23 protein-coding genes are annotated in these 24,620 nt (G+C 64.9%); 12 read left to right on the top strand and 11 right to left on the bottom strand.

Features of this window, described 5'->3' with window-relative positions:
* Positions 1-45 precede the first annotated feature (45 nt).
* From U9970_RS08475 to U9970_RS08485, 3 genes are read left to right on the top strand one after another with little or no spacing between them, the layout of a single operon-like run.
* Positions 46-1,152, top strand: coding sequence for an iron-containing alcohol dehydrogenase family protein (locus U9970_RS08475; protein WP_322763869.1), 1,107 nt, complete (start codon positions 46-48; stop codon positions 1,150-1,152).
* Positions 1,149-2,042 carry an alpha/beta fold hydrolase gene (locus U9970_RS08480; RefSeq protein ID WP_322763870.1) on the top strand — a complete coding sequence of 298 codons (894 nt, stop codon included), beginning with the start codon at positions 1,149-1,151 and terminating at the stop codon, positions 2,040-2,042. Before U9970_RS08475 ends, U9970_RS08480 begins: the two co-directional genes overlap by 4 nt.
* Positions 2,039-2,677 carry an LmeA family phospholipid-binding protein gene (locus U9970_RS08485; RefSeq protein WP_322763871.1) on the top strand — a complete coding sequence of 213 codons (639 nt, stop codon included), beginning with the start codon at positions 2,039-2,041 and terminating at the stop codon, positions 2,675-2,677. The genes U9970_RS08480 and U9970_RS08485 overlap by 4 nt, the downstream gene beginning before the upstream one ends.
* A 7-nt stretch (positions 2,678-2,684) precedes the next feature.
* Here U9970_RS08485 and U9970_RS08490 read toward each other — a convergent pair whose 3' ends face one another.
* The 3 genes from U9970_RS08490 to U9970_RS08500 are packed head-to-tail and all read right to left on the bottom strand — an operon-like array spanning position 2,685 to position 5,617.
* The gene (locus tag U9970_RS08490) at positions 2,685-3,605 is read right to left on the bottom strand and encodes a phosphatidate cytidylyltransferase (RefSeq protein ID WP_407653110.1); all 921 of its coding nucleotides are present in this window, start codon (positions 3,603-3,605) and stop codon (positions 2,685-2,687) included.
* A gap of 10 nt (positions 3,606-3,615) precedes the next feature.
* Positions 3,616-4,257, bottom strand: a complete 642-nt coding sequence (cbiT, locus tag U9970_RS08495) for a precorrin-6Y C5,15-methyltransferase subunit CbiT (protein ID WP_322763872.1) — start codon at positions 4,255-4,257, stop codon at positions 3,616-3,618.
* 7 nt (positions 4,258-4,264) lie between these two features.
* A complete protein-coding gene (locus U9970_RS08500; RefSeq protein WP_322763873.1) occupies positions 4,265-5,617 on the bottom strand; it encodes an Orn/Lys/Arg family decarboxylase in 1,353 nt (450 codons plus the stop codon).
* A gap of 57 nt (positions 5,618-5,674) precedes the next feature.
* Here U9970_RS08500 and U9970_RS08505 point away from each other — a divergent pair, with 57 nt between their 5' ends.
* Positions 5,675-7,315 carry an ABC1 kinase family protein gene (locus tag U9970_RS08505; protein WP_322766075.1) on the top strand — a complete coding sequence of 547 codons (1,641 nt, stop codon included), beginning with the start codon at positions 5,675-5,677 and terminating at the stop codon, positions 7,313-7,315.
* A gap of 38 nt (positions 7,316-7,353) precedes the next feature.
* Here U9970_RS08505 and U9970_RS08510 read toward each other — a convergent pair whose 3' ends face one another.
* A complete protein-coding gene (locus U9970_RS08510) occupies positions 7,354-8,649 on the bottom strand; it encodes a hypothetical protein (protein ID WP_322763874.1) in 1,296 nt (431 codons plus the stop codon).
* Positions 8,650-8,653: 4 nt separating this feature from the next.
* Between U9970_RS08510 and U9970_RS08515 the strand changes: the two genes are divergently transcribed.
* Together U9970_RS08515 and U9970_RS08520 are read left to right on the top strand one after the other, a co-directional pair.
* Positions 8,654-9,748, top strand: coding sequence for an ABC transporter substrate-binding protein (locus U9970_RS08515; protein ID WP_322763875.1), 1,095 nt, complete (start codon positions 8,654-8,656; stop codon positions 9,746-9,748).
* 38 nt (positions 9,749-9,786) lie between these two features.
* Positions 9,787-10,254, top strand: a complete 468-nt coding sequence (locus U9970_RS08520) for a hypothetical protein (protein ID WP_106632733.1) — start codon at positions 9,787-9,789, stop codon at positions 10,252-10,254.
* Positions 10,255-10,300: 46 nt separating this feature from the next.
* Here U9970_RS08520 and U9970_RS08525 read toward each other — a convergent pair whose 3' ends face one another.
* Positions 10,301-11,317, bottom strand: a complete 1,017-nt coding sequence (locus U9970_RS08525; protein ID WP_322763876.1) for an RpoD/SigA family RNA polymerase sigma factor — start codon at positions 11,315-11,317, stop codon at positions 10,301-10,303.
* Positions 11,318-11,387: 70 nt separating this feature from the next.
* Here U9970_RS08525 and U9970_RS08530 point away from each other — a divergent pair, with 70 nt between their 5' ends.
* Positions 11,388-12,119 carry a pseudouridine synthase gene (locus U9970_RS08530; RefSeq protein WP_322763877.1) on the top strand — a complete coding sequence of 244 codons (732 nt, stop codon included), beginning with the start codon at positions 11,388-11,390 and terminating at the stop codon, positions 12,117-12,119.
* Between the two features lie 125 nt (positions 12,120-12,244).
* Positions 12,245-13,054: a helix-turn-helix domain-containing protein gene (locus tag U9970_RS08535; protein ID WP_322763878.1), complete on the top strand. Its 810-nt coding sequence runs from the start codon at positions 12,245-12,247 to the stop codon at positions 13,052-13,054.
* On the opposite strand, the gene malQ is transcribed toward U9970_RS08535, so the two are convergent.
* Positions 13,018-14,544 (bottom strand): 4-alpha-glucanotransferase, encoded by a 1,527-nt coding sequence (gene malQ, locus U9970_RS08540; protein ID WP_322763879.1) that lies wholly within the window; start codon positions 14,542-14,544, stop codon positions 13,018-13,020. The genes U9970_RS08535 and malQ overlap by 37 nt on opposite strands.
* Positions 14,541-15,737, bottom strand: a complete 1,197-nt coding sequence (locus tag U9970_RS08545; protein ID WP_254941200.1) for a Coenzyme F420 hydrogenase/dehydrogenase, beta subunit C-terminal domain — start codon at positions 15,735-15,737, stop codon at positions 14,541-14,543. Before U9970_RS08545 ends, malQ begins: the two co-directional genes overlap by 4 nt.
* Before the next feature lie 91 nt (positions 15,738-15,828).
* On the opposite strand from U9970_RS08545, the gene U9970_RS08550 reads away from it, so the two are divergent.
* The gene (locus U9970_RS08550; RefSeq protein ID WP_322763880.1) at positions 15,829-16,794 is read left to right on the top strand and encodes an LCP family protein; all 966 of its coding nucleotides are present in this window, start codon (positions 15,829-15,831) and stop codon (positions 16,792-16,794) included.
* On the opposite strand, the gene U9970_RS08555 is transcribed toward U9970_RS08550, so the two are convergent.
* Positions 16,780-17,283, bottom strand: coding sequence for a hypothetical protein (locus U9970_RS08555; protein ID WP_322763881.1), 504 nt, complete (start codon positions 17,281-17,283; stop codon positions 16,780-16,782). The genes U9970_RS08550 and U9970_RS08555 overlap by 15 nt on opposite strands.
* Positions 17,284-17,351: 68 nt before the next feature.
* On the opposite strand from U9970_RS08555, the gene U9970_RS08560 reads away from it, so the two are divergent.
* Positions 17,352-18,359 carry a ribose-phosphate pyrophosphokinase gene (locus U9970_RS08560; RefSeq protein ID WP_322763882.1) on the top strand — a complete coding sequence of 336 codons (1,008 nt, stop codon included), beginning with the start codon at positions 17,352-17,354 and terminating at the stop codon, positions 18,357-18,359.
* Positions 18,360-18,385: 26 nt separating this feature from the next.
* Positions 18,386-19,585 (top strand): glycoside hydrolase family 10 protein, encoded by a 1,200-nt coding sequence (locus U9970_RS08565; RefSeq protein WP_407653111.1) that lies wholly within the window; start codon positions 18,386-18,388, stop codon positions 19,583-19,585.
* Positions 19,586-19,589: 4 nt separating this feature from the next.
* Here the strand turns inward: U9970_RS08565 and pepN are convergent, their stop codons facing one another.
* From pepN to U9970_RS08580, 3 genes are read right to left on the bottom strand one after another with little or no spacing between them, the layout of a single operon-like run.
* Positions 19,590-22,247 (bottom strand): aminopeptidase N, encoded by a 2,658-nt coding sequence (gene pepN, locus U9970_RS08570; protein ID WP_322763883.1) that lies wholly within the window; start codon positions 22,245-22,247, stop codon positions 19,590-19,592.
* A 5-nt stretch (positions 22,248-22,252) separates the two neighbouring features.
* Positions 22,253-22,678 carry a cAMP phosphodiesterase gene (locus U9970_RS08575; RefSeq protein WP_322763884.1) on the bottom strand — a complete coding sequence of 142 codons (426 nt, stop codon included), beginning with the start codon at positions 22,676-22,678 and terminating at the stop codon, positions 22,253-22,255.
* 43 nt (positions 22,679-22,721) lie between these two features.
* Positions 22,722-23,282: a hypothetical protein gene (locus U9970_RS08580; protein ID WP_407653027.1), complete on the bottom strand. Its 561-nt coding sequence runs from the start codon at positions 23,280-23,282 to the stop codon at positions 22,722-22,724.
* 89 nt (positions 23,283-23,371) lie between these two features.
* On the opposite strand from U9970_RS08580, the gene U9970_RS08585 reads away from it, so the two are divergent.
* Positions 23,372-24,571: a histidine kinase gene (locus U9970_RS08585; protein WP_407653028.1), complete on the top strand. Its 1,200-nt coding sequence runs from the start codon at positions 23,372-23,374 to the stop codon at positions 24,569-24,571.
* The last annotated feature ends 49 nt before the right edge of the window (positions 24,572-24,620 follow it).

The following is a 24,620-nucleotide window of genomic DNA, read 5'->3' on the forward strand; positions in this document are numbered from 1 at the left end:
CGGGTCTAGCCCGTACCATCAATTGGGGATGAAAGCAGCAGCGGGATGAGCAACTCCCTGAGCCAACACGCCATCGCACCTGCAGAGGTGTTGAGGGGCCCTGGAGCTTGGCTCCAGGGCATCCCGCGGCTAGCGGCCCTGGGCCAGCGCCCCCTAGTGCTAGGTCGCAGCGCCGTAACAGCCCAGCTGAGGCAGCAACTAGTTGCCGACCTACACCAGGCTGGGCTGCAGCCCCACTGGGCCGAGTTGCAGTACGACTGCTGCGAAGAAGACCTGCAACAGGTCGCTGCGATTTGTCAAAAGCAAGGCTGCGATGCAGTTGTGGCCATTGGTGGCGGCAAGGTGCTCGATGCCGGCAAGCTGCTGGCCCACCGGCTGAGCCTGCCTTGCATCACCGTGCCCACCAGTGCGGCCACCTGCGCGGGCTGGACTGCCCTGGCAAACATCTATTCAGCTGAAGGTGCCTTTCTGGGCGATGTGGCCCTGGCCCGCTGCCCAGATCTGCTCATCTTTGACCACGACCTGGTCCGCCAAGCCCCAGCCCGCACCTTGGCAAGCGGCATCGCCGACGCCATGGCCAAGTGGTACGAGTCGTCGGTGAGCAGTGGCGCCAGCGGCGATGGCCTGGTGCAGCAAGCGGTTCAGATGGCCCGGGTGCTGCGCGACCAACTCATGCTGGAAGCCGAATTTGCCCTCCAGGATCCCCACGGCCCCGCCTGGGAGCGGGTGGCTGAAGCCTGCGGGCTCAGCGCTGGCTTGATCGGCGGAATTGGGGGAGCCCGCTGCCGCACCGTGGCCGCCCATGCCGTTCACAACGGCCTCACCCAACTGGAGGCCAGCCATGGCCGCCTACATGGCGAGAAGGTGGGCTTCGGGATCCTGGTGCAGCTGCGGCTGGAGGAGGTGCTCGGCGGCAACCAGCTTGCCGGCCAATCCCGGCGCCAGCTGCTGCCCCTGTTCCGCAAGCTCGGCCTGCCGGTGAGCCTGGAGGAGCTGGGCCTGGCTGAGGCAGGCCTGCACCAGCTGCAGCAAGCCTGCGCCTTTGCCTGCCGCGATGATTCCGATCTGCACCACCTGCCCTTTGCCGTAGGGCCCAACGACCTACTGGCCGCCCTGGTGAGCACCTGCAGCAGCGAGCGCCAGCCCGCGTGAACAGCGAGCCCACAGCCCAGCAAGCCCTGGTGGCGGCAGCGGCCAGCAGCCTGCTCGATCCCCAGGGCAGGGCCCTGGCAGCCCAGGTGCAGTGGTGGCCCCTGCCTGAACTGGGCGAGGAGGGTCCCTGGCCTGTGGCCGTGCTGGGCGAGGGGCCACCCGCTTTGCTGCTGCATGGCTTTGATAGTTCCTTCCTGGAATTCCGGCGTCTGGCCCCCCTGCTGGCCAGCGGCGTGCAGCTATTCATTCCCGACCTTTACGGCTTTGGCTTCTGCCCAAGGCCCACCGGCGGCGATTACAGCCCCAGCGGCGTGCTGCGCCACCTGGAGGTTTTGGCGCGGGAAATTGGCGGCCGCAATCCCGCCCCCCTCGGCCTGATCGGTGCCTCGATGGGTGGCTCGGTGGCGGTGGAGCTGGCCCGGCGCCTGCCCGAGCAGGTGAATCGGCTACTGCTGCTGGCTCCAGCCGGCCTAACTGGCCGTCCCATGCCCCTGCCGCCCCTCCTCGACGGCCTGGGCGTGCGCTTTCTGGCCCTGCCAGGGGTGCGCCGGGGCCTTTGCCGCACCGCCTTCGCCGATCCAGACGCCGCCGTGGGAGCTGCCGAACTGGAGATCGCCTCGCTGCACCTGCAAAGCCCTGGCTGGGCTGATGCCCTGCGGCGCTTTGCCCGCTCCGGTGGCTTCGCCGGCGGCGGCTCCCCCCTGCCCCACCAACCAATCACGGTGCTGTGGGGCGCCAATGACCGCATCCTGCGGGCACCCCAGAAGCGGGCGGCCCTGGCCCTGCTAGGAGAGCGGGTGCTTGAGCTGGATGCCTGCGGCCACCTACCGCACCTCGACCAGACCGCCACCGTCGCCGCCACCTGGCTCGACGCCCCTTCCCATCGATGAGCAGCAGCGACGACAAAGCAGGCGGGCCGGTGATGCAGCTGCTGGCCAGCGGCCTGCAGCTCTGGGTGCGCCAGCAGTGCCAGGCCATTGGCAGTCTCGATATCCAGCTGCAAGGAACTGGCCTGCAACTACTGCGCGGTCGCCTGGCCGGCGTGCAACTGCTGGCCCGCCGGGTGGTCTACAAAGACCTCCACTTCGAGCTGGTGGAGCTAAGTAGCGGCCCCATCCAGGTCCACAGCGGCAACCTGCTCAAGGGCCAACCCCTGCAGCTTGAGCGGGCCTTCGAGATCCAGGGCCAGGTGAGCTTCACCGCCGACGGCCTCACCCGCTCCCTCAGCGCCCCCCAGTGGCGCGCCTTAGGCGATGGCCTCGGCGAAGCCCTGCTTGGCATCGTGCCCCTGGTGGAGCTGCGCATGTGCCGCGATAAGCTGGTGTTTGCCGCCCGGGCCCTCGGCGCTCCCGACCTGGTCGAGCTGGCCACCACCGTGCTGGCAGCTAGGGGCAGCATCGAAATTCGCTCCGTTGACGGCAACGTCAGCAGCAGGCTGCCGATGGATCCTGGCATCCACATCAGTGATGCCCGCATAGAAGCAGGCATGGTTCAGCTGATTGGCACGGCCCAGGTGAGCCCTTAGCTCTGCGCTAGCCCTGTAAAAGGGGCAACACCAGGGTTACCAGCGAGTAAACCACCGCCGGCACAAACAAATAGCTGTCGATTCGATCCAGGATCCCGCCATGGCCAGGGATGGCATCACCGGAATCCTTCAGGCCTGCATCGCGCTTCATCATCGATTCGGTGAGATCACCCACCAGGGCAAACAGGGCCACCACCGCCCCGAGCACCGCGCCGATCAGCCAGCCCCAGCTCCAGCCAATCAAGGTGCCGCCGAAAGCACCCACCGCCACCGCACAGGCCACCCCGCCCAGGGCCCCCTCCACCGTTTTGCCAGGGGAGATTGGCGAAAGCGGATGGCGCCCCAACCGGCGGCCGATCACGTAGGAGCCGATGTCGGTGGCAACGATCAAGAAGCAGGCCAGCAGGGTGAGGGCGAGCCCGGCGCTGGCGGGCCAGGGCTGGCCGGCCAGGTTGGGCGCCAGAGCGTCGCCGGCCAGGTCGCGCAGACGGATCCAGTAGCTGGGTAGAAAACCCAGGTAAAACAGCCCGAAAATTGAAGCCGCGATATCGGCGATGGTGCCGGTGACCGGCTGCAGCAGCAGCCAGCCGCAGATCACCGCCCCAGAGGCTGGCAGCACCGCTGCAGCCACATCGCCGGCAAACCAGCCCCCACCCCATAAGCCACTGCCACTGGCCAGCTGGGTGGTGACCAGCAGCAGCTGCACAGCCACCAAGGTGGTTTTGGTGGCGGGCCGAATCCCCTTGAACTGGGCCATCCGGAAAAACTCCAGCAGCCCCAAGTGCACGATCACTCCCACGGCCACCGTGAACCACCAGCCGCCAAGCATCACCACCACGAAGCCAAAGCCCCCAGCCAGCCAGCCGCTCAGAAGCCGGGGCAGGGAGGTGGCGGTGCGGGGTTTCGCTGGCTGGGGAGGGGGTATCAACACGCGGCGATCAGGAGGGCTCGGAGCTGGGTGAGCGCTCGGCAGCAATCAAAAACAGTGGTTCGGCCGCAGCCAATTTGGCCTGGCTGCCGCGCCGTTGCATGCGGTGCACGGTGGCCTGCACCACCTGGACATCGCGGGCCGCCAGCTGGCCCAAGATATCGGTGGCATCCACCAAACCCTCCAGGCTGGCGGTGCTGATCACCAAGCGCCCGCGGGGCACCAGCGCTTCCCATACCGCCAGCAGCACATCACCCAAGGGCCGTCCCACCTCCAGCAGCACCCGATCTGGGCGCGCGGGCAGCTGGCCTAGATCATCGGGCGCAGCGCCAGCGTGAATGTGCAGGTTGGTGATCCCAAAGCGGCGTCGGTTTTGCTCCAGCAACTCGATGGCATCGGGGTCGCGCTCGAGGGTATGTACCGCACCCCTGGGCATCAGCCGGGCGATTTCCAGGGCAAGGGCACCGGTGCCACCGCCCACATCCCACACCAGGGAATCGGCGCGGGGGCGCAGATGGGCCAGCAGCATCACCCTCAGCTCCATGGGGGTGGGGCTGAAGCCCGGAGCATCTTCAAAGGCACTATCCGGCAGCCCAGGGGTGACGAAATCCCACTGGTAGGTCGGCTGCTGGGAAGCTTGCCTGGAATCCATCGGCCCCCTATCCGGCCACAACCCTCACCGTATCAGCGATCTGGCCCGGCCAAAGCTGCTGCTGCTGCCGCAGCCAGGTGGCCCTAGCCAGATCGATCCGCTCGCCGGGCACCAGCAGGGGTATGCCCGGCGGGTAAGGACAAAGGGGTTCGGCGGCGATTCGTCCAGCTGCCGCCGCCAAAGCAACCACTTCCACCGCAGCGCGCCAGGCCTCAGCCAGGGGCAGCTCCGGCTCCGCTACCAGCGGCAGCGGTGGCGCGCTGAAGGGTGGCAGGGGTGCTCCCCCCAGGGCCCGCCGCAGGCGCAGCAGCTGCTGGGGCAGGCGCCACACCAGCCCAGGGGGCGGCGCCATACCCAAGCAAAAAGTGAGCGTCCCCGGTTCCGGCAACTCGGCGATCACACCCCGCTGCAGCAACCAGGCATCGGCCTCCAGCCCATTGATTCCCATGGCAGCGGTGTGCAGCACCAACCGCAGCGGATCGTCGTTGGCAACTAGGGGCAAGCCCAGTGCACGGCAGCGGCGCTGCAGGCGCTCGCCGCAACGCCATGCCGCTTGCCAGCGGCGCCGGCCCGCCGAGCTGGTGAGGTCGTCGAGGGCAGCTGCTGCGGAGGCCAGCAGCAGGGCGCTGGGGCTGGAGGTCTGCAGCCACAGCAGGGCCCGGGCCACGGCATCGCGATCAGCCCTGCCGCCCTGCAGCAGCAGGGCTGCGCTCTGGGCCAGTCCGCCGCCAGCTTTCTGGGCTGAGAGCACCACCAGATCAGCCCCAGCAGCCAAGGCCTCACCGCGGCCGTGGGCTTGGTCGACAAGCACGGGCAGCCCACGGCCGTGGGCCAATGCCACCAGGGCCGGCAGTTCGGCGCGCTGGCCCTGGTAGCTGGGCGATACCAGCACTAGGGCCGCCAGGGGACCGTCCTGCTCTGCTGCTGCAAGCACCACCTCGAGATGGGCTGGACTAGGTGGCAGCCACAGGCCGCTGGCCGGATCGAAGGGCAGGTCAAACAGCACGGGCCGCAGCTGGCCCAGCACGCAGCCGTGCAGCAGGGAGCGGTGCAGGTTGCGGGGCAGCAGCACCCTGCTGCCAGGGGGAGCCAGGGCCAGCAGGGCCGCCTGCAGCAGGCCACTGGCGCCATTAACACCAAACCAAACCGCCTCCGCTCCAAGCTGGGAGGCACAACGCCGCTGAGCCTCAGCGACGGCACCGGTATCAATCAGGGGGCCACCCTGCTCCGGCAACTCCGGCAGATCCCAGCTGCCCGGCCGCTGGCGCAGCAGGCGCCTCAGGGCAGGGGACAAACCCCGACCGCGGCCGTGGGCCGGCAGATGCAGCGGCAGGCCCATGGCAAGAGGTGTGACGTTCATAGAGTCTGCCCAGCTAGCCACTGCTGTGCCTTGACCAACGCCGAAGCTGCCAAGGAGCTGGGTTACGACCCAGGCCGGGACCTGCGCTGGTTGCTGTTGCGCCCCTGGGTGCTGATAGCCCGGCTGTTCGTGGTGATCTGGCAGCTGTCAAGCCTGGCCCTGGTGTTGGTGGTGCAGGGCAACAGCAGCAATGCCCAAGTGCAGCAACGGCTGGGAAGGCGCATTCTCACCACGCTCACGGACCTGGGCCCCTGCTTCATCAAGGTGGGCCAAGCCCTTTCCACCAGGCCCGATCTGGTGCGGCGCGACTGGCTCGAACAGCTCACCCAGCTGCAGGACAACCTGCCCGCCTATCCCCATGAAATTGCCCTGGCAACCATTGAGCAGGAATTGGGCGCCCCGGCCGACCAGTTGTTTGAGATATTCCCCGACTACCCCGTAGCAGCCGCCAGCTTGGGCCAGGTCTACAAAGCGCAGCTCGCTGATGGCCACTGGGTGGCCGTCAAGGTGCAACGCCCCAATCTGCCCACCATTTTGCGGCGGGATCTAGTGATCATCCGCCTGTTGGCTGTGCTGAGTGCGCCGCTGCTGCCGCTCAACCTGGGCTTTGGCCTCGGCGACATCATCGATGAATTCGGCTCAACTTTGTTCGAGGAGATTGATTACCGGCTCGAGGCAAACAACGCCGAACGATTTGCCGATCTGTTCGCTAGCCAGCCCGAGGTGACCGTGCCGCGGGTGGAGCGACTGCTATCCAGCCAGCGGGTGCTCACCACCCAGTGGATCAATGGCACCAAGTTGCAGGAACGCCAGGCGCTGGAGGCTCGCAACCTGGATCCCTCAGCCCTGATCCGCACTGGCGTAATCGCCGGGCTGCAGCAACTACTCGAATTTGGCTATTTCCATGCCGATCCCCATCCCGGCAACCTATTCGCCCTCTCCGGCAAAACCGGCCCCCTAGGCCATGTGGCCTACGTAGATTTCGGCATGATGGACTCAATCAGCGACAGCGATCGCCTCACCCTCACCGGGGCCGTAGTGCACCTGATCAATCGGGATTTCAGCGCCCTAGCCGCTGATTTTGTCAGTCTTGGCTTCCTCAACCCCAAGGCCGACCTCGAGCCAATCATTCCTGCCCTTGAGGAGGTGCTTGGTGGCGCATTGGGCGACAACGTGGGCTCCTTCAACTTCAAAGCCATCACCGATCGTTTTTCGGAGCTGATGTATGCCTATCCCTTCCGGGTGCCAGCTCGCTTCGCCTTGATCATTCGGGCGGTGGTGAGCCAGGAGGGCCTGGCCCTGCGGCTTGAGCCCAGCTTCAAGATAATCCGTGTTGCCTATCCCTACGTGGCCCGACGCCTACTGGCAGGCGACACCAGTGAGATGCGTGAAAAACTACTTGAGGTGCTCTTTGATCGCCATGGTCGTCTGCAGCTTGAACGGCTGGAAAATCTATTGGCAGTCGTGGAAAACGATTCCACCAATCCAGATTTGCTTCCAGTTGCAGGAGCTGGCCTAAAGCTGCTGCTGGGTCGAGAAGGCGGCAGCCTGCGGCAACGACTGCTGCTTACCCTGGTTCAGGGCGATCGACTTCACACAGATGATTTGCGCGCTTTGATGGGCTTGATGGGGCGTACTTTTTCACCACGCAAGTTGGTTAGTGGCATGCTGGCAAGGCTTACCCTGCAACCCGCTTAAACGATAGGTTTAAACGATAAGCTTAACCAACAGATAGCTCAGCCAACTTGGGGGATTGTCATCCAGCAGAAGGTGATAGCAGCACCACCTACCAGCACCACAACTAGTGGCCAGGTGTCATCGAGGCGATTCAGCTGCTGCAGCAATGCTTGTTTCTCAGCGATATCTTCAATCGATTCCATCACAGCATAACGACGCCCAATCCATAGGACCAATACAAAAGCCGCCAAGGTCACTACGTAGGCAACAACGTACACCTGATCAAGGAAGGTAAGAAAGGGTAAATCAGGCAGCTTATCGCGATAGGTTTGCTGCAGAAAAACCAAAGTAAGTAGCACCGTGACCGGAATACTGGCGCGGGCATCCTGCTCATCGGGCCGCACCTTAAATACCAATAACACCATGACCATCAACACGGAGAGTGGTAATAACAACCTCCAGAAAGACGCCCATGAAGAGGTGCCATAGGAAATCTCAAAGAGGATCTGGCTATAGTCATTTTCTTCGCCACCAAGCCCAAAATTTGTAGCGTAATGGTGCCGGTATTCAGAAATCGACCAGCCGGTATTTAGCCAGCCGATGATGCGAGCGTAGAGCCCCATGCCGCTATTGCGAATCTCCGGTATTAAGCGGAGATCTCGGTAGCCGAGCTCCCCATCTACGTCATTAGGCTCAATAACGACTGGCAGGCTGACATTCATGAAAGGATAGTGCCGAAAACTAGCCTTGTCCACATAATATCTGCCAATATAAGTGAATAATTGATAGTAGCTGCCATCGGCGAGCCGCACCGGGGTTTCGCCGACCGGCCCAAGGCTAGAATCCTTATCAGAAAGCAAGGTATTTAGCACAATAAACAAGCTGGAAATATCCCCGCCGTGAGTTTCCACATAGCGCTGCATAGGCTCCTCCCAGCGCAGCCAAACATAGCCACTGCTGGAATAGCTCGGCACCGTTAAATCAAGCTCATAATTACTAGTTGAATACACTCCCACTTCCACCTTATATTTGGCTCGCTCCAACTCAGCTCGATCCACCCTTTCCTCGCCGGTGCTGAGCTGGTCTCCCCGCATGGCGCTCCATTCCCCCAGGGCCGGCTTCTTACCGAGGGGCAGGGTGGTGAGGGCGCGGGATGCGGAGGAGAGACGCAGAGAGTCGCGGCTAAGCACTGGGCTCACATCAATGCGCCCGATGCCAACCATGGCCAGGATGGCTGCCAGAACAACGGCAACCATCGCCAGCACATTCCAAGGCCTTTGCCTGCGCTTCCCCATGCCCATCCCCTGCAGTTTGCTGAAGTTAAAGCTGAAAGCCGCTTGTGGGCCAGTAGGCACCGGAATGGCGCTGGCCCTGACGCTGACCCTGCCTGCCCTGGCATCAACAGAACTGGTGCTGGGGCAGTCGGCTCCCCTCAGTGGCCCTTCCGGCATGCTCGGCAGCGAATACCGAGAAGGGGCTCTGGCCTATTTCGCCGAAGTGAATCGCCAAGGTGGCGTGCATGGCAGGCGCCTCAAGCTGCTGAGCCTCGACGACCGCTACGACCCACCTCTGACCCTGCGCAACACCAAGCAGCTGATTGAGCGCGACAAGGTGTTTGCCTTGTTTGGTTATGTGGGCACCCCAACCGTCAAGGTTGTGTTGCCCTTGGTTGAGAAACAGAAAATTCCACTGATAGCACCACTCACCGGCGCCCAACTGCTACGACAGCCCCATCGCCCCATGGTGTTCAACCTGCGTACCAGTTACCACATGGAAATCGACCGGATGGTCGACTACCTAGTGCGCAGCGGCCGCCATCGGGTTGCGGTTGTCTATCAAAACGATGCCTTTGGCCAAGACGGCCTCAAGGGCTCTCTAAAGGCCTTAAGACGCCATGGCCTCAAACCAGTGGCCACTGCCAGCGTTGAGCGCAACTCAAACCAAACCGTTGGGGCTGCGAGCATGGTGCAAAACGCCAATGCCAACGCGGTTTTGGTGGTAGCGGCCTACCCGAGCTCGGCCTCCTTAAGCCGCGAGATGCGGCGGCGCGGCAGCACAGCCCAGCTGATGAACGTGTCGTTTGTAGGCACCAGCGGCCTGAGGTCCTCCCTGCAAAGCCATGAGGCCAGTGGCATTGGCGTGGCCCAGGTAGTGCCTTTCCCGTGGAACGAAAGGGTGCCAGTGGTGAAGGAATACCAGGAATTGATGCGCCGCCAGCAGACCAAACCGCACTTCGGCTTTATCAGCCTGGAGGGCTTCCTTGCCGCAAAAATGACAGTGGAAGGCCTGCGTCGGGCCGGGCCGGCACCCAGCCGCCAACGCTTTGTGACCGCCCTTGAGACCATGCGCAACGTAGACCTTGGCGGCTACCGGGTGCAACTGGGCCCCCAGGACCACAACGGCAGCAGCTTCGTCGAACTCACCTTCCTGGGTTCCCAGCGCTGGGAACCCTGAGGGCCTAGGGTCTCGGCCACCCAGACCAGTCCCAGCCGATGGCCAGCCTGCCCCTCGACGCCATGGACAGCAGCGCCCTGCCGGACGGCTGGATGTATGCCGACCTCGATGCCAGCGACATCCTGCTGGAGTATGCCCAGATCATCCAGCCCCCCTACCTAGTGGCGGGTGTGGGCCTGGCCATCGGCGTGCTCTGCGGGCTCACCTTCGCCAAATTGGTAGAAAACAAGCTGGAGGGCTGGAAACAAGATCGGCTGCCCCTGCTACCGCTTGGCAGTTTTGCAGTAACTCTGCCCTACTTCGGCGTGGTGATCGGCATCACCCTGTTTATTGGCGGCAGCCTGCAGGTATTCGGTTTCTCAGCGGGGGTTGCCCTGCTGGTTTCATTTGTGTTGTCGATTGCCACCGCCGGCGCCCTTTGGGTGCAGCTGGAACGGCTGATGGCTCAGGTAGAAGCTGGCACCTTCAGCGCAGTCGACTTTGACAACTTTGATCAGTTTTTCTAAGTTTAGTTTTTCTAAGTTTATTACCGACAATTATCGCTGGGCCAGCTCAGGCCACTAAATAACCCTCAAGCATGCGTGACTGGGCTCTTACACCTTCGAGGGCTTTGCGCTCCAGGTTGCGAGTTTTGTCGCGGCTCATGCCCAATTGCTTGGCAATGGCGCTGAGGCTCATCGGCTCCAAGCTCTTATATGGCTCCCCAACCTCAATGCCGTAGCGCATCTTCAGCACCCGCCCCTGCAGCTCCGGCAGTTGCTCCAGCAGCGCTCGCAGGTCGCCCTTCAGGCACTCGCCATCCACCCGGTCTTCAGGCAGCTCCGCGTCTCCTGCCAGCAGGTCCAGCAGTTCGGTGTCATCGCCGTCGCCCACCTTCGTCTCCAGGCTCACCGGTTGGCGCGCACGGCACAGCAGATCCTTCACCTCTTCTTCCGGCAGTTCCACCGCTTCTGCCAGCTCCGTCACCGTCGGCGTGCGCCCCAGCAGCTGGCTCAGTTCACGCTGGCCCTTCTTGAGCTTGTTCAGCGTTTCGGTGATGTGGATTGGCAGACGGATCGTCCGGCTCTTCTCAGCGATTGCCCGCGTAATCCCCTGGCGAATCCACCAATAGGCATAGGTTGAAAATTTGTAGCCACGGGTTGGGTCGAACTTCTCCACGCCGCGCACCAAGCCAATCGTGCCCTCCTGGATCAGGTCCAGCAGCTCCATATTCCGCCGCGTGTACTTCTTAGCCACGCTCACCACCAGCCGCAGATTCGCAGCCACCATCCGCTCCTTGGCCCGACGGCCCGCCTGCAAGCGCTTCTTAAGCAGGGGCGCACTAAGCCCAGCAGCCTGGGCCAATTCCGCCTGGCTTGGCTTGTTGCCCAGCTGCACCTCCAACTCCTGCTCTAGCTCCTCCAAGCCCACCAGCTCCTGCACCTGGCGGCCCAGCGTGATCTCCTGCTCATGGGACAGCAGCGGCACTCGGCCGATGTCCCGCAGGTAGCTGCGCACTAGGTCGCCGCCTGATTGGGCCGAGGCAGCCCCGGCACTGGGGCTAGAGCCAAGAACGGACAGGGCGGGCATGGCGTGCCGGTTTACGAAACTCTTTGGTTTCGTAAACCTACCATTCTTTTCAAGGGCGAACATGGATGACATGGCCTCTGAACGGCTGCAAAAACTGATGGCCAACGTCGGGCTCTGCTCCCGGCGCCAGGCTGAACAACTGCTGGCTCAAGGCCTGGTGCAGGTGAATGGTGCCGTGGCCCAGCTGGGCGATCGGGCCGACCCCGAGCGCGATCGCATCAGCGTGCGGGGAGAGCCCCTGGCGGCCAGGCCCCAGCCCCTGCTGCTGTTGCTCAACAAACCGGTGGGGGTGGTTTGCAGCTGCCACGATCCCGAGGGGAGGACCACCGTGCTGGACCTGCTGCCAGCCGAACTGCGCCACGGCAGCGGGCTCCACCCGGTGGGGCGGCTTGATGCCAACAGCCGCGGCGCCCTGCTGCTCAGCAACCAGGGGGAGGTAACCCTGCGGCTCACCCACCCCCGCTACGGCCACCGCAAGACTTACCGGGTGTGGGTGAAGGGCGAACCGACGGACTCGGTGCTGCAGCGCTGGGCCGCCGGAGTGCCCCTTGATGGCCAGGCCAGCCAACCGGTGGGGCTGGTGCTGCTTCAAAGGCGCCCCCAGGCAACCGAAATCGAACTGCGGATGGGGGAGGGACGCAACCGTCAGATCAGGCGCACCGCCGAGGCCCTTGGCCACCCCGTGCTCGACCTGCAGCGGCTAGCAATCGGCCCCCTGCAGCTGGGCGAATTACCCGAAGGTCGCTGGCGGCGCCTTGATCGCCAAGAATGGCAGCTGCTTAATCCCGCGCCCCCACCCTGAGCCCCTCCACCCCGCTGCCACCAAAGCGCCCGCAAGGCCGCCCCGGCCGCTGGTGGCGCACTGGCTTCTGGTGGCGCCCTGGTTCAGCGGCCCCAAGTGGCCCTGCCGAGGCTCCGGCTGATCCGTTGCTGGCAGCAGGCCAGCGGCTGCGGCTGCGACGCGAAGAACGGGGCCTGAGCCTGCGAGACCTCGCCCTGCAAACACGCATCAGCGCGGCAGTGCTGGAGGCCATCGAGCGAGGCTGGCGCGACCGCCTGCCAGAAGCCACCTACCTGCGCACCATGGTGCCGCTGATCGAGCGGCACCTAGAGCTGCCGCCGGGCAGCCTGGAAACGGTGCTGCCAAGCAGCGAGAAAAACCGTTTTCAGGGCCAAAGGCGAGAGCCCCTGCTGCTGCGTTTTACGCCGGGCTCAATCGATGTATTCACCACCTGGCAGGGCACGCTGCTCTACGGCCTGCTGACCCTGGGCTTGATCTACGCGGTGAACCTGCAGCAGCAGCAACTGGCAGCCCGGGGGCTGCTGGCGCTGCGGCCAATTGCGCCGCTGCCTGCCGGAGACCAGGCCAAAGCGCCACGGCCTGAGCAAGCCCTGCTGCAGCTTTATCCCGAGCTGCGCCCCCTGGAGCTGGCCGCCAAGGGCCAGGGGGTAGGGCAACTGCGGCGGGCAAAGCCAAGCCAAACACCAGCTGCCGGAGTGCTGGAGCTGCAACTAAGCCAGCCCAGCCAGCTGACGCTGGAGAGCGCCAGCGGAGTTCGCACAAACCTGCGCAGCAGCAGCGGCAGCCTCAGCCTGCCCCTAAATGGCAGCTTCCGCCTCAGCCTCAACCCTGCACCCAGCGCCGGCGATCTAGTGAACTGGAACGGCTCACCCCTGCAGCCGGTGAAGGGCCAGCCGGGTCAGTTCAGTTCACCAGCAGAAGCAGCCCGGCCGTAGCGCCCCGCCATGGCGCCGTAGCCCTGCAGGGCCCCATCCAGGCTGGCCACCGGCTGCTGCAGGCGCCAAGTCCAGTTGCCCGAGCTGGTGCCTGGGGTATTGAAGCGGGCCCGGTCGTCGAGCTCGAGCAGATCCTGCAGGGGCACCACCGCTAGGTCGGCAGAACTGGCCAGGGCCAGCTCCAGCAGCTGCCAGGCCGGCGCCGTGATCGGCGCACCCACCGCCTCGGCCACCCGCTGGCGGGCGTCGTCACCAAGGCTCTGCCACCAGCCAACGCTGGTGGCGTTGTCGTGGGTGCCGGTGTACACCACCCAGCGGCGGCCGCGGATGTTGGCGGGTAGGTAGGGATTGGTGGAGTCGCCATCAAAGGCGAACTGCAGGATCTTCATGCCTGGCAGGTCAAAACCATCCCGCAGGGCCTCCACCGCCGGGGTGATCACACCAAGATCCTCAGCAATTAGGGGCAGGTGCCTGCCGCGGCGCAGCCAGAGCAAGGCCAGTAGCGGCCAGCCTGGAAACCAGCGCCAGCTTCCGTTTTCGGCGGTGAGTGCATCACCCGGCACGCTCCAGAAAGACTGCAGAGCGCGGAAGTGATCGAGCCGCAGCTGGTCAAACAGTTCGAATTGGCGCTGCAGGCGAGCCAGCCACCAGCTGAAGCCGCTGAGCAGGTGTCTGGGCCAGCGATAAACAGGGGTGCCCCAGAGCTGGCCGGTGGCCGAGAAGTAGTCGGGCGGCACGCCGCTCTGGGCCGTGAGCGAGCCATCGGGGCGCAGGGAGAACAAGGAGCGGTGGGCCCAAACGTCGGCGCTGTCGTGGGCCACATAAAACGGCAGATCGCCCAGCAGCTGCACGCCGGCCTGGCTGGCCTGGCGGCGCAGCTGCTGCCACTGGCGCTGCAGCTGCCACTGAAGCAGCTGCTCCTGCAGCAGCCAGTCGGCATGATCGGTGGCAATTCGCGCCAGGGCGCGGCGCTGACGCTGGGCCAGGGGCGCCGGCCACTGCCACCAGGGCTGGCCGCCCTGGAGCCGGCGGATCACCATGAAGAGGGCATGGTCTGGCAACCAGCGCCGTTGGCTGCGCCGCCAGCGGGCAAAAGCCCGTTGCTGCTCTGCGGGCTGGGCGCCCCAGCGGCGGGCCAGGGCCTCCCCCAAAGCCTTACTGCGGGCCGCAACCAGCGACAAATCCATCGGCCCTTCAGCCGCAGTCGCACCGGGCAGGGCCTCGAGGTCCTCTGGCTGCAGAAAGCCCTCCTGCCTCAGCCGCTCGCCATCGAGCAGCCAGGGGTTGAGGGCCGAGCCGCTAGGGGAGCTGTAGGGCGAGCCGGTGCCGTCGGTGGGGGCGAGGGGCAGCAATTGCCAAATGCCAATGCGATGGCGACCGAGGAGGTCAAGCCAATCATGGGCAGCTTGTCCAAAGCTGCCGCAGCCACCCTTACCGGGCAAGGCGGTGGGGTGCAGCAGCACCCCGGCATGGCGGTGGGCCTGATTCACGAGGCCGGCAGCCGATATCTACTAATAATGGCCTTAGCAAACGCCGGAATGTGGGCTTCGAGCTTTTCCGGATGGTTACGCCGCAACCAAAGGGCGTTGCGGGTGAAGTGGGAGTCGATCGAAAAGCGGCCATATTCCAGGCCCTTCGGCCCGAGCCGCTGCACCACTAAGCCGATCAGGTTGGCCAGCCACATGGGCAGCTTCAGGGCCTTGTCGTAGGCCTCGATGCCCTGCTGCACCGCCGCAAAACGCTCACCACTGGAGGTGACAGGGGCCACGTCAAGCTCCTCCTCCACCAAATCCAGCAGCAACTGGCCCCTGGGGTTGCGCACCGTGAGCCATTGGCGGCCGAAGGTCGCGCCCATGTAGCCCACCACCAGGTCGGCGCCGGCGTTGGTGTAGTCGAAACAGCTCAAACAACTCGGAGCAAATACATCCTTGAGCTTGGGTGTGTCCAGCCCAAAGAAGGGCACCGTTTCCTCGCGGCCGTCGCTGTGGCGGAAGTGGATGCGGAAGTCCTGCATGAACTCGTAGTGCACCACCGTCTCTGGCGAGCTGACGGTGCTATCGAGGAAGGTCTGCAGGCCGGCTCGGCTGACGTTGTCTACGCAAGGCAAGCCCAGCACGTAGAGCTCGTCGAGGGGCAGGGTGGGCTGCACCGCCCGCAGGGCCTGGATCTGGCAGCCAACGCCGATCGCCAGCAGCTTGCGGATGCCGCTGCCGGGCAGCTGCTCCAGCACCTCCAGATTTGGGGACAGGGTGGGCTTATTCACCCGGGCGCTGAGCACCTCCTCCGGGGTGCGGGCGAGGCGGGGCACGGGCGTAAAGCGATCCTCCTCGCTTTGGCCAACGCACAGCACCGCGTCGACCAGGCCAGTTTCCAGGGCCCGCACACCGATGCGGCTGACGATCCCGGTCCACTGGGCCCCCTCGATCGGTTGCTGCAGCCGGGCGGTGAGCATGCGCTGCTGCACGCCGAAATAAAGCTCCTCCTCGTTGTCGAGGTCGCGGCTACGGCCATGGGCCGCAGCCTCCATCGCCTCAAAGCGCTGCTCCAGAAAGGCGCAGCTGTTTTTGACGTAAGCAACCCAGCGGCTGTCACACAGACCGCACTGGCTGCATAAATCTTTGGCTGGATAGACGCTGCCCTTGGCCAGGGGCCGGGCGCGCTCATGGGGAGCACTTGCAGCCATCAGCGGATTTCCCCATCGCATCTGCGCCGCCACAACCTATCGGGTGCAAGGCGTAGGGGCTTGGGCCAAAGTGGTTTGCCGACAAGCCCCCATGGCCCGACGTTCCACCGCAAGCCAACCCCGCCGGGGACCCACCCTGCTGCGGCTGGGTGCGCTAGCCGTGGGCATGGCCATGGGCGCTGGTCTGATCGGTGTGCTCTGGCCCATAAGCGACCGTGCCACCGAACCGCTGCAGCAGCTGACGCCAGCCGACCTGGCCAAGCCCCCCAACCGCAGCATCACCCTGCTGGTGATCGGCCTGGACAGCGAGCGTCCCGGGGATCCGCTCAACAGGGCCGCTCCCCGGGGGGCAGCCAACGCCGATGCCCTGCTGCTGGTGCGGGTTAATCCCCAGGGGCCCCTGCAGGTGCTCAGCCTGCCGCCCAACCTGGCCGTGCAACTCCCAGGCCAGAAACGCCCCCAGAGTCTCGGCAGCCTCTATCGCATCGGCGGCGTAGCCCTCACCGCCGATGCGGCGCGCAACCTGGTGGGCCTCGACTCGGGCCAGCCAGCGCGCTTTTTGGTGCTGGGCCGCTCCAACCTGCGCAGCCTGGTTGATGGCCTGGGCAGCATCGCCGCCAATCCCACCCTGGCTCTTCGCTACAACGACAAGAGCCAGGGCTTAAGCATCAACATTCAGGGCGGGCTGCAACGGCTCAAGGGCAACCAGGTGGAGCAACTGGTGCGCTACCGCGATCCAGACCGGCCCGAGGAGAGTCGCCAGGAAAAACAGCAGCTGGTGGTGCGCAGCCTGCTGCGGGAGTTGGCCCTGCCGGAGCAACTGGGCCAGCTTGCCTATTTGCTCAAATCACTCAACAACCAGGGGGTTGTTACCAATTTGAGCCAGCCAGAAACCCTGAGCCTGCTGGCGGCTGGCCTAGATCAGGCCGAGAGCGTGCAATTCACCAGCCTGCCCCTTGCCCCGGCACCGGAACCGGCCACTGCCGGGTTGCGCGAGATCAGCAGCAGCGCCCCTGAGCCCCTCTGGCCAGCACCGACCAACTCAACGGCTCAGTAACAGCTCCAATCGCAGCGCCAAAGCGGGGGCCAGGCCAAAAGGCTCCTCCAGGGTTCCCAGCCAGGGCAGGCCATCGCCGCGGCGCAGGTCTGGCTGCCAGGGGCCACCGGCCTGCACCAGCCCGGCCAGGGGCACTTGCCATTGATCCAGCAGGGCAGCCATCGCCGCCGGCAGGCCCGTCTGCAGCTGCTCGGCCGCCAGCAGCAGCAGCACCGGCTGGCGCCAGGCCCCCAGGGCCTCGGCCCAGTGGCCGAATCCCTGCAACACCAGGCCGGGATCTAGCGGCAAGGGCACCAGGCCTGGTCCCTGCTCAGCCAGGGAAGCCAGGGATTGGGGCGGTTGCTCAATTGCGAGAGGGTTACCCCAGGGCAGGCCCAGGGCCAAGGCCAGCGTTGGCCCCGCTTCTGCCTGCAGCGTCGCCACCGCAGCCGCCGTACCAGCTCCCACCAGCACCAACGGGCGTTGCCGACCAGGCAGGGAAAGAGTCATGGATTTTTGTACTAGGTGGGCGGGCTCGCTTCTACCATCGGGTTTCAGCCGACGCGTTAGCGCCCGCCGTGACCAGTTTTCTGACCGCTGATCGCGTGGCGCCCCAGGGCAGCGCGAGCCAGTCGAATCACGACACCCGGCGATTGCGGCTGTTCAGTGGCACCGCCAACCAAGCACTGGCCAAGGAAATTGGCACCTATCTGGGCGTGCCAGATGGGCCGCGGGTGATCAAACGCTTCGCAGACGGCGAGCTTTACATCCAGATTCAGGAGTCGATCCGCGGCTGCGATGTCTTTCTTATCCAGCCCACCTGCGCCCCGGTGAACGATCACCTGATGGAGCTGCTGATCATGGTGGATGCCTGCAAGCGGGCCTCGGCCCGGCAGATCACCGCAGTGGTGCCGTATTACGGCTACGCCCGCGCCGACCGCAAGACCGCCGGACGGGAGTCGATCACCGCCAAACTTGTTGCCAACCTGCTGGCTAAATCTGGGGTGGATCGGGTGCTGGCCATGGACCTGCACTCCGCCCAGATCCAGGGCTATTTCGACATCCCCTGCGACCACATCTATGGCTCGCCGGTGCTGGTCGACTACCTGCGCACCCGCGACCTAGGCGAAGTGGTGGTGGTGTCCCCGGACGTGGGCGGTGTAGCCCGGGCCCGGGCCTTCGCCAAGCAGATGAATGACGCCCCCCTAGCAATCATCGACAAGCGTCGCTCCGGTCACAACGTGGCCGAAAGCCTCACCGTGATTGGCGATGTGGTGGGCAAGACCGCAATCCTGATCGACGACATGATCGACACCGGCGGCACAATCTCTGCCGGTGCCCGGCTGCTGCGGCAGCGGGGGGCAACCCGGGTGCTGGCCTGCGCTAGCCACGCGGTGTTTTCGCCACCGGCAATTGAGCGGATGTCGGAGCCGGGGTTGTTCGAGGAGGTGCTTGTCACCAACAGCATTCCCCGCCGCGATGAAGACCGCTTCCCCCAGCTGCAGGTGCTCTCGGTGGCCAAGATGCTCGGCGAAGCGATCTGGCGCATCCACGAGGAGAGCTCGGTGAGCTCAATGTTCCGCTGACACCAGATCCGCTGAAACCAGGTCCGCTGAAGTTGCGTCGTTTCGCCCGCTTGAAGGCCTTTTTGCCAGCAGTGGCGAGCATTTTGCTCAGCCTGCCTTGGGCTGGCAACGCTCCGCTGCTGGCCAAAGGCCAGCCAGCTCCGCCCCGGCGCATCGGCGTGTGGCTCACCAATAGCCCCAGCCCGCTCTACTACGACCCCGCCCGCATCGATCGGGCGGTGCAGGAGCTGGCCGAAGCGGGCTTCAACACCCTCTATCCCAACGTGTGGAGCCGGGGCACCACCTTCCACCGCTCCCGCCATGCGCCGATGGAGCCGGCCCTGGAGAAGGCCAACCCCAACCTCGATCCGATCTGCCGCTTCACCAAGGCCGCCCATCGCCGCGGCCTGCAGGTGATCCCCTGGTTTGAGTACGGCCTAATGGAGCCGGCCGACGCAGCCGTGGTGCGCCAAAACCCCGAGTGGGTGCTGCAGCGCCGGGATGGCAGAACTGAGATGGTCATGCACGGCAAGCCAATGGTGTGGCTTAACCCAGCCCACCCGGGGGTGCGGCAGCGCTTTCTTGGCCTGATCGGCGAAATCGTGCAGCGCTGCAGCGTCGATGGCATCCAGCTCGACGACCACTTCGCCTGGCCGGTGGAGCTGGGCTACGACCCCTACAGCCGCGAACTATTCCGGGTGGCCACGGGCCGGGAGCCGCCAGACGACCACACGGATCGGGCCTGGATGCGCTGGCGTCGTCAGCAGCTCACCGCCCTGCTGCGGGAGCTGCGGGGCCAGCTCAAGCCCTCTGGAACGGTGATCAGCCTCTCGCCGGGCCCCTTCCGCTTTGCCTACAACCACTGGCTGCAGGACTGGGAGCTCTGGGCCCTGGGGGAGCTGATCGACGACCTGGTGGTGCAGAACTATGCCTACTCGCTCAAGGGGTTCGAGAAGGACCTCAACCAACCGGCCCTGGTGAAGGCGCGCAGCTGGGGCATGCCGGTGGAGATCGGCATCCTGGCGGGCTTCGGCGGCCGCACCCCGGCCATGGCCACCCTGGCCCAGAAAGCCCAGCTGGCCACCAGCCGCGGCCACGGGGTGATCTATTTCTACTGGGAGGGCCTGTGGGGCCTCCATGCCGGCGAGGAGGGGGCCCCCTATCGCCAGGCTGCCTTCAGCCAGCTGCACCAGAGCCTCAGCGGTCCGCTGCGGCCGCCACCACCTTTGCCGCTGCCCCGGCGCTGAGGGCCTAACTCGCCCCCAGGCACTGGCCCACTACCTCAGCGGTGTTGGTTGAGAGCGATGCGGCAGCCAGTTGCTCGAGGGCCCCGTGCATGGCCGCGGCGCGGGCCGGTCCATAGCTCTGCCAGCGGCTAAACACCTTGGCCATGCGCGAGGCCGTGATCGGGTTGCGCTGGTCGAGATCGGCGATGCGAGCTGCCATGAAGCGGTAGCCGGAGCCGTCGGCGGCATGGAACACCGCCGCGTTACCGGCAAGCCCCCCGAGCACGGCCCGCACCGAATTGGGCGCGGCGGGATCAAAGCGGGGATGCGCCAGCAGCCGCGCCACCCGCTCCAGGCCATCGGCAAAGGGCGCAGAAGCTTCCAGGGCAAACCAGGCGTCGAGGATCACCGGCTTGTGCTGCCAGCGCTGGTAAAAAGCCTCCACCGCCTGCTGGCGCTCAGCGATCGGATGGCACTGCAGGGCCCTGAGGCCAGCGCGAGCCAGGGTCATCGAGGGGCCTTGCACCGCCGCCGCTGCGGCCGCCGCCACCTGCGAATCAGCGGCGGCCACCCGCCAGCTCCACACGGTGCCCGTAAGCAGGCGATCGCCATTACCAGCGGGCCAGGCCAGGCTCCACTGGGGCGTGCAGCGCTCCAGGGCCGCGGCCAGGGGCACGGCCAGGGTCGCACCAAAACGCTGCTGCAGGGCAAGCAGCGCCGCAAAAAGGGCCGGTGGATCGGGCTCCGCGCCAACGGCAACGGCGGCATCTTCGAGCTCGGGCAAACCTGGCAAGGCCAGCAACACACTGCGGCTGGCCTCAGATAGGGAGGGATCGGCCAGGATCCGGCCGAAGGCATCGATCAGCTCCTCTTCCAGCAGGCCATCGGCCCTGCCTGTGGCGCGGGCCAGCACGGCTTGGCGCAGCAGCACCTGGCCCGCATCCCAGCGGGCAAAAGGATCGCTGTCAGCAGCCAGCAGGTGCACCAGCTCGGCGGTGGGCCGGCCCATTTCCAGGATCACTGGCGCCGAAAAATGGCGCAGCAGGGAGAGGGCCGGTGGATGGCCCTGGCGGGGGAGTCCCACCAAACGCAGGTTCTGCTGGGGCCGGTCGATCACCAGCAGGCGGGTGCCATCACCAGCCAGCCCGGCTGGGGCTGGTTCCCCCTCGAGCCGCACGGGCAGGGATTCGCCGCCCTGACCCAGCAGGCCCAGGGCCAGGGGAATCACCAGCGGCTGCTTGTCGCTCTGACCGGGGGTCGCCGGGGTGTGTTGCTGCACCTGCAGCTCCAGCACGCCGGTTTCGCCATCCCAGTGGCGCTGGATATGCAGCCGCGGCGTGCCGGCCTGGTGATACCAGCGGCGAAATTGGGCGAAATCGAAGGGCGGCGGCACGGGCGCGGCATCCTGCATCGCCTGCACGAAGTCTTCGCAGGTAGCGGCGGTGCCGTCGTGACGACTCACATAGAGCGCCATCCCCCGCATGAACGCCTCCTCCCCCAGCAGGGTATGCATCATACGAATAAGTTCCGATCCCTTTTCGTAGATCGTGGTGGTGTAGAAGTTGTCGATCGCCTGATAGGCATCGGGCTGCACGGGATGGGAAGTGGGGCCGGCATCTTCACGAAACTGGCTATTGCGCAACATCGAAACATTTTCGATGCGATTCAATGGCGCACCATGCATATCTTCCGTGAAGCTCTGGTCGCGAAACACGGTTAGGCCTTCTTTGAGCGACAGCTGGAACCAGTCGCGGCAGGTGATGCGATTGCCTGTCCAGTTGTGGAAATACTCGTGGGCAATCACGCTCTCGATCCGCTCAAGCTCACCATCGGTGGCTGTTTCGGCGTCGGCCAGCACCAGCTTGGAATTAAAGATATTGAGGCTTTTATTCTCCATCGCGCCCATATTGAAGTGACGCACCGCCACGATGTTGAACTCATCGAGGTCGTATTCGAGGCCGTAGCGCTGCTCATCCCAGGCCATCGAGCGTTTAAGGGACGCCATGGCGTGGGCGGTGTAAGGCGCATCGCCGGGTTCCACGTGGATGCGCAGGGCCACTGCGCGGCCGCTGGCGGTGGTGAAGCTGTCTTTCACCTCCTCAAGCTGGCCCGCCACCAGGGCAAACAAATAGGAGGGTTTGGGGAAGGGGTCGTCCCAAACCGCGAAGTGGCGCCCGGCGTCGAGGTCGCCGGTTTCGATGCAGTTGCCGTTGGAGAGCAGCACCGGACAGCTAGCCCGATCGGCCTCGATCCGCACCTGAAAGCGACTGAGCAGATCGGGGCGGTCGGGGTGAAAGGTGATGCGCCGAAATCCCTCGGCTTCGCACTGGGTGGTGAATAGCCCGCCACTGGCGTAGAGCCCTTCCAGGGTGCTGTTGGTTTCCGGATGGATGCGCACCCGGCTCTGCAGCTGAAAAACCCCAGCGGGAGGCTGGGTGATCACCAGCTGGTCTTCGCTGAGCTCAAAGGCCTCAGCCGGCAGCAGCTCGCCATCGAGCCGCAATTCCAGCAGCTCCAAGTCGACGCCCTGGAGCACCAACGGCCCCGGCTGGGCCAGCGGATTGGGCAAGAAGGCCAGCTGGGCCACCACCTCGGTGTGGCCGGAGTGGAGCTGCACCGTTAGATCGGTGCGCTCAAGCAGATAGGGCGCCGGACGGTAATCGGCGAGGCGCACGAGGGGCATGGGAATTACTTAGTAGTGGCTGGCTTAGGGGTGGCTGGCTTCACTGCTGGCTTGGTATCGGGCGACTGCTTGATGGCGTCCTGCACCTTGGCCATCACATCTGCGGGCACCTCCTTGGGGCAGATCTCGGCGGCACCGAGGACAGCCGAGTTGATCGATCCCTTGCGCAGGTCGTCGATGCTGAGCGGCTTAGCTCCCACCTGGCTGATCACACCATCGTGCTGGCCCTGAATCAGCTGGGCGACGGTTTCGCCAGCAATACCCACCGCCTTATCGAAGGGAACCCCTGCCCCCCGGGCAATGCATACGTTTACAGCTGCAATCCGGGTGTACAGGTTCATTTCCGCCTCAGTGGCTGGAGCGGCCAGGGCCGCTGCCGGCACCAATAGCAGGGGAAGCACCAGCAGGGGAGCCAGAAAACTACGGGGCATCAGGAACACCGGAAAGAAAATTTAGTGACTGCATGCTGCTGCATCAGGACGGAGGGTCGTGCGGGATGGGCGCCCCCGCTTCTTCAACCCGGATCTCATGGTGGGTTTCGGCCACTTCCAGGGCGCCGTTCTTCCAGGAGTAGATCGAACGGGAGCGGTAGCGGTCCTGGTCAACCAGGCGAGTGTGCTCAAGGATGTGCCACTCCTGGTAGCTGGATTCAAAAATCAGCTCGTGCTCATCCACCTGGCGGATCTGACTTGTGGTGGGATCGCCGCTCAAGTAGCCGGAGCTGCGGCTGAGCTGGTGGCCGCACAGATAGGCCTCCATGGTGCCCCTGGGTGCGTAGCGGGGCTTTTTGTCGAAGAAGCCAAACTCCTGCTCGGGCCACCAAGTGAAGCGATAGGCAGCATCACCCTCCACTGGCTCACTAAATATCTCCACCCGCAGCATCATGTCGACCCGCAGCGCCTCCCCATCCTCAAATAAATAGAGCCGGCGCGAGCGCCACAGGCCAAGGTTGCGGGCAAACCAGCGCCGCATGTTGCTGTCGAGCTGAATCCTGGGGCGCGGCACCACTGGACTGGAGTTTGAAGACATGCTCATGACATCCCGGCCCTAGGGCGCACGGCATTGGTTGCTTCAGTCATAGCGAAATCGAGCTGCTGTGCCCAAATCCCCATAGGGTTAGCCACGTGAGCTCCGATCACCCCATCACGACCGACCAGGTCGCCAGCGACGGAGCGACCGAACGCCCCGAACTGAAGCTGCTGCTGGTAGCCACCAGCTACCACCTGGCCAGCCAGGACCTGCGCAACCTGATCCAATTCCTCAAAAGTGAGGAGTGCGCCTTCAAGGTGAGCCTGGAGATCGCCGATCCGGCCCGCCAACCCCAACTGCTGGAGCTGCATCGGTTGGTGGCCACCCCGGCCCTGGTGAAATTGGCCCCCCTGCCCAAGCAGGTGATTGCCGGCAATGCCATCACCCAGAAGCTGCGCAGCTGGCTGCCGCGCTGGCAGCAGATGGAGGTGGTTACGAGCCTGGGCATGAGCCTGCGGCCCGCTGAGATCGATGGCAGCCGCACCAAGCGCGAGCTGCAGCTGGAAGATCAGCTGCTGGTGCTGCGCCAGGAAAACGAAACCCTGATCGAGCGCCTTGGGGTGCAGGAGCGCCTGCTGCGGATGGTGGCCCATGAGCTGCGCACGCCGCTGACCGCCGCCAAGCTCGCCCTCCAAAGCCACACCCTCGGCCAGATCGACGAGACCCGCTTCCGCGACGTGCTCACCCGCCGCCTCGACGACATCCAGGAACTCTCCAAGGACCTGCTGGAGGTGGGTACAACCCGCTGGGAAGCCTTGTTTAACCCCCAGCGCCTGGCGCTGGGCAAGGTGGCCGCCGAGGCGATCCTGGAGCTGGAAAAACTCTGGATCGGCCGCGACCTGGAGCTGATCACCGACATCCCCGCCGACCTGCCCGATGTGTTCGCCGACCAGCGCCGCATGCGCCAGGTATTGCTGAACCTGCTGGAAAACGCCCTCAAGTTCACCCCGGACCGGGGCCGGGTGCACCTGACCCTGCTGCACCGCACCGACCAGTGGGTGCAGGTGAGCATCTGCGACACCGGGCCGGGCATCCCCAAAGCGGAGCAGCAACGGATTTTTCTGGATCGGGTGCGCCTGCCCCAAACCTCCGGCACCACCTCTGGCTACGGCGTTGGCCTATCGGTGTGCCGCCGCATCGCCGAGGTGCACGGCGGGCGCATCTGGGTGGTGTCGGAGCCCGGCGAGGGGGCTTGCTTCCACGTCAGCGTGCCGGTCTGGAGCGGCCAAGCCCAACCCGCACTGACCCCAAGGGGCCCTGATCGTCGCGGCGCCCCCACTGAGAACAGTCCCTGAAGCGCTGCTCGCCTTGACGAAGGGTCCCCCTGCCCCGTAGCTTCCAATA

The organism is Cyanobium usitatum str. Tous (assembly GCF_963920485.1).
GTDB lineage: Bacteria > Cyanobacteriota > Cyanobacteriia > PCC-6307 > Cyanobiaceae > Cyanobium_A > Cyanobium_A usitatum_A.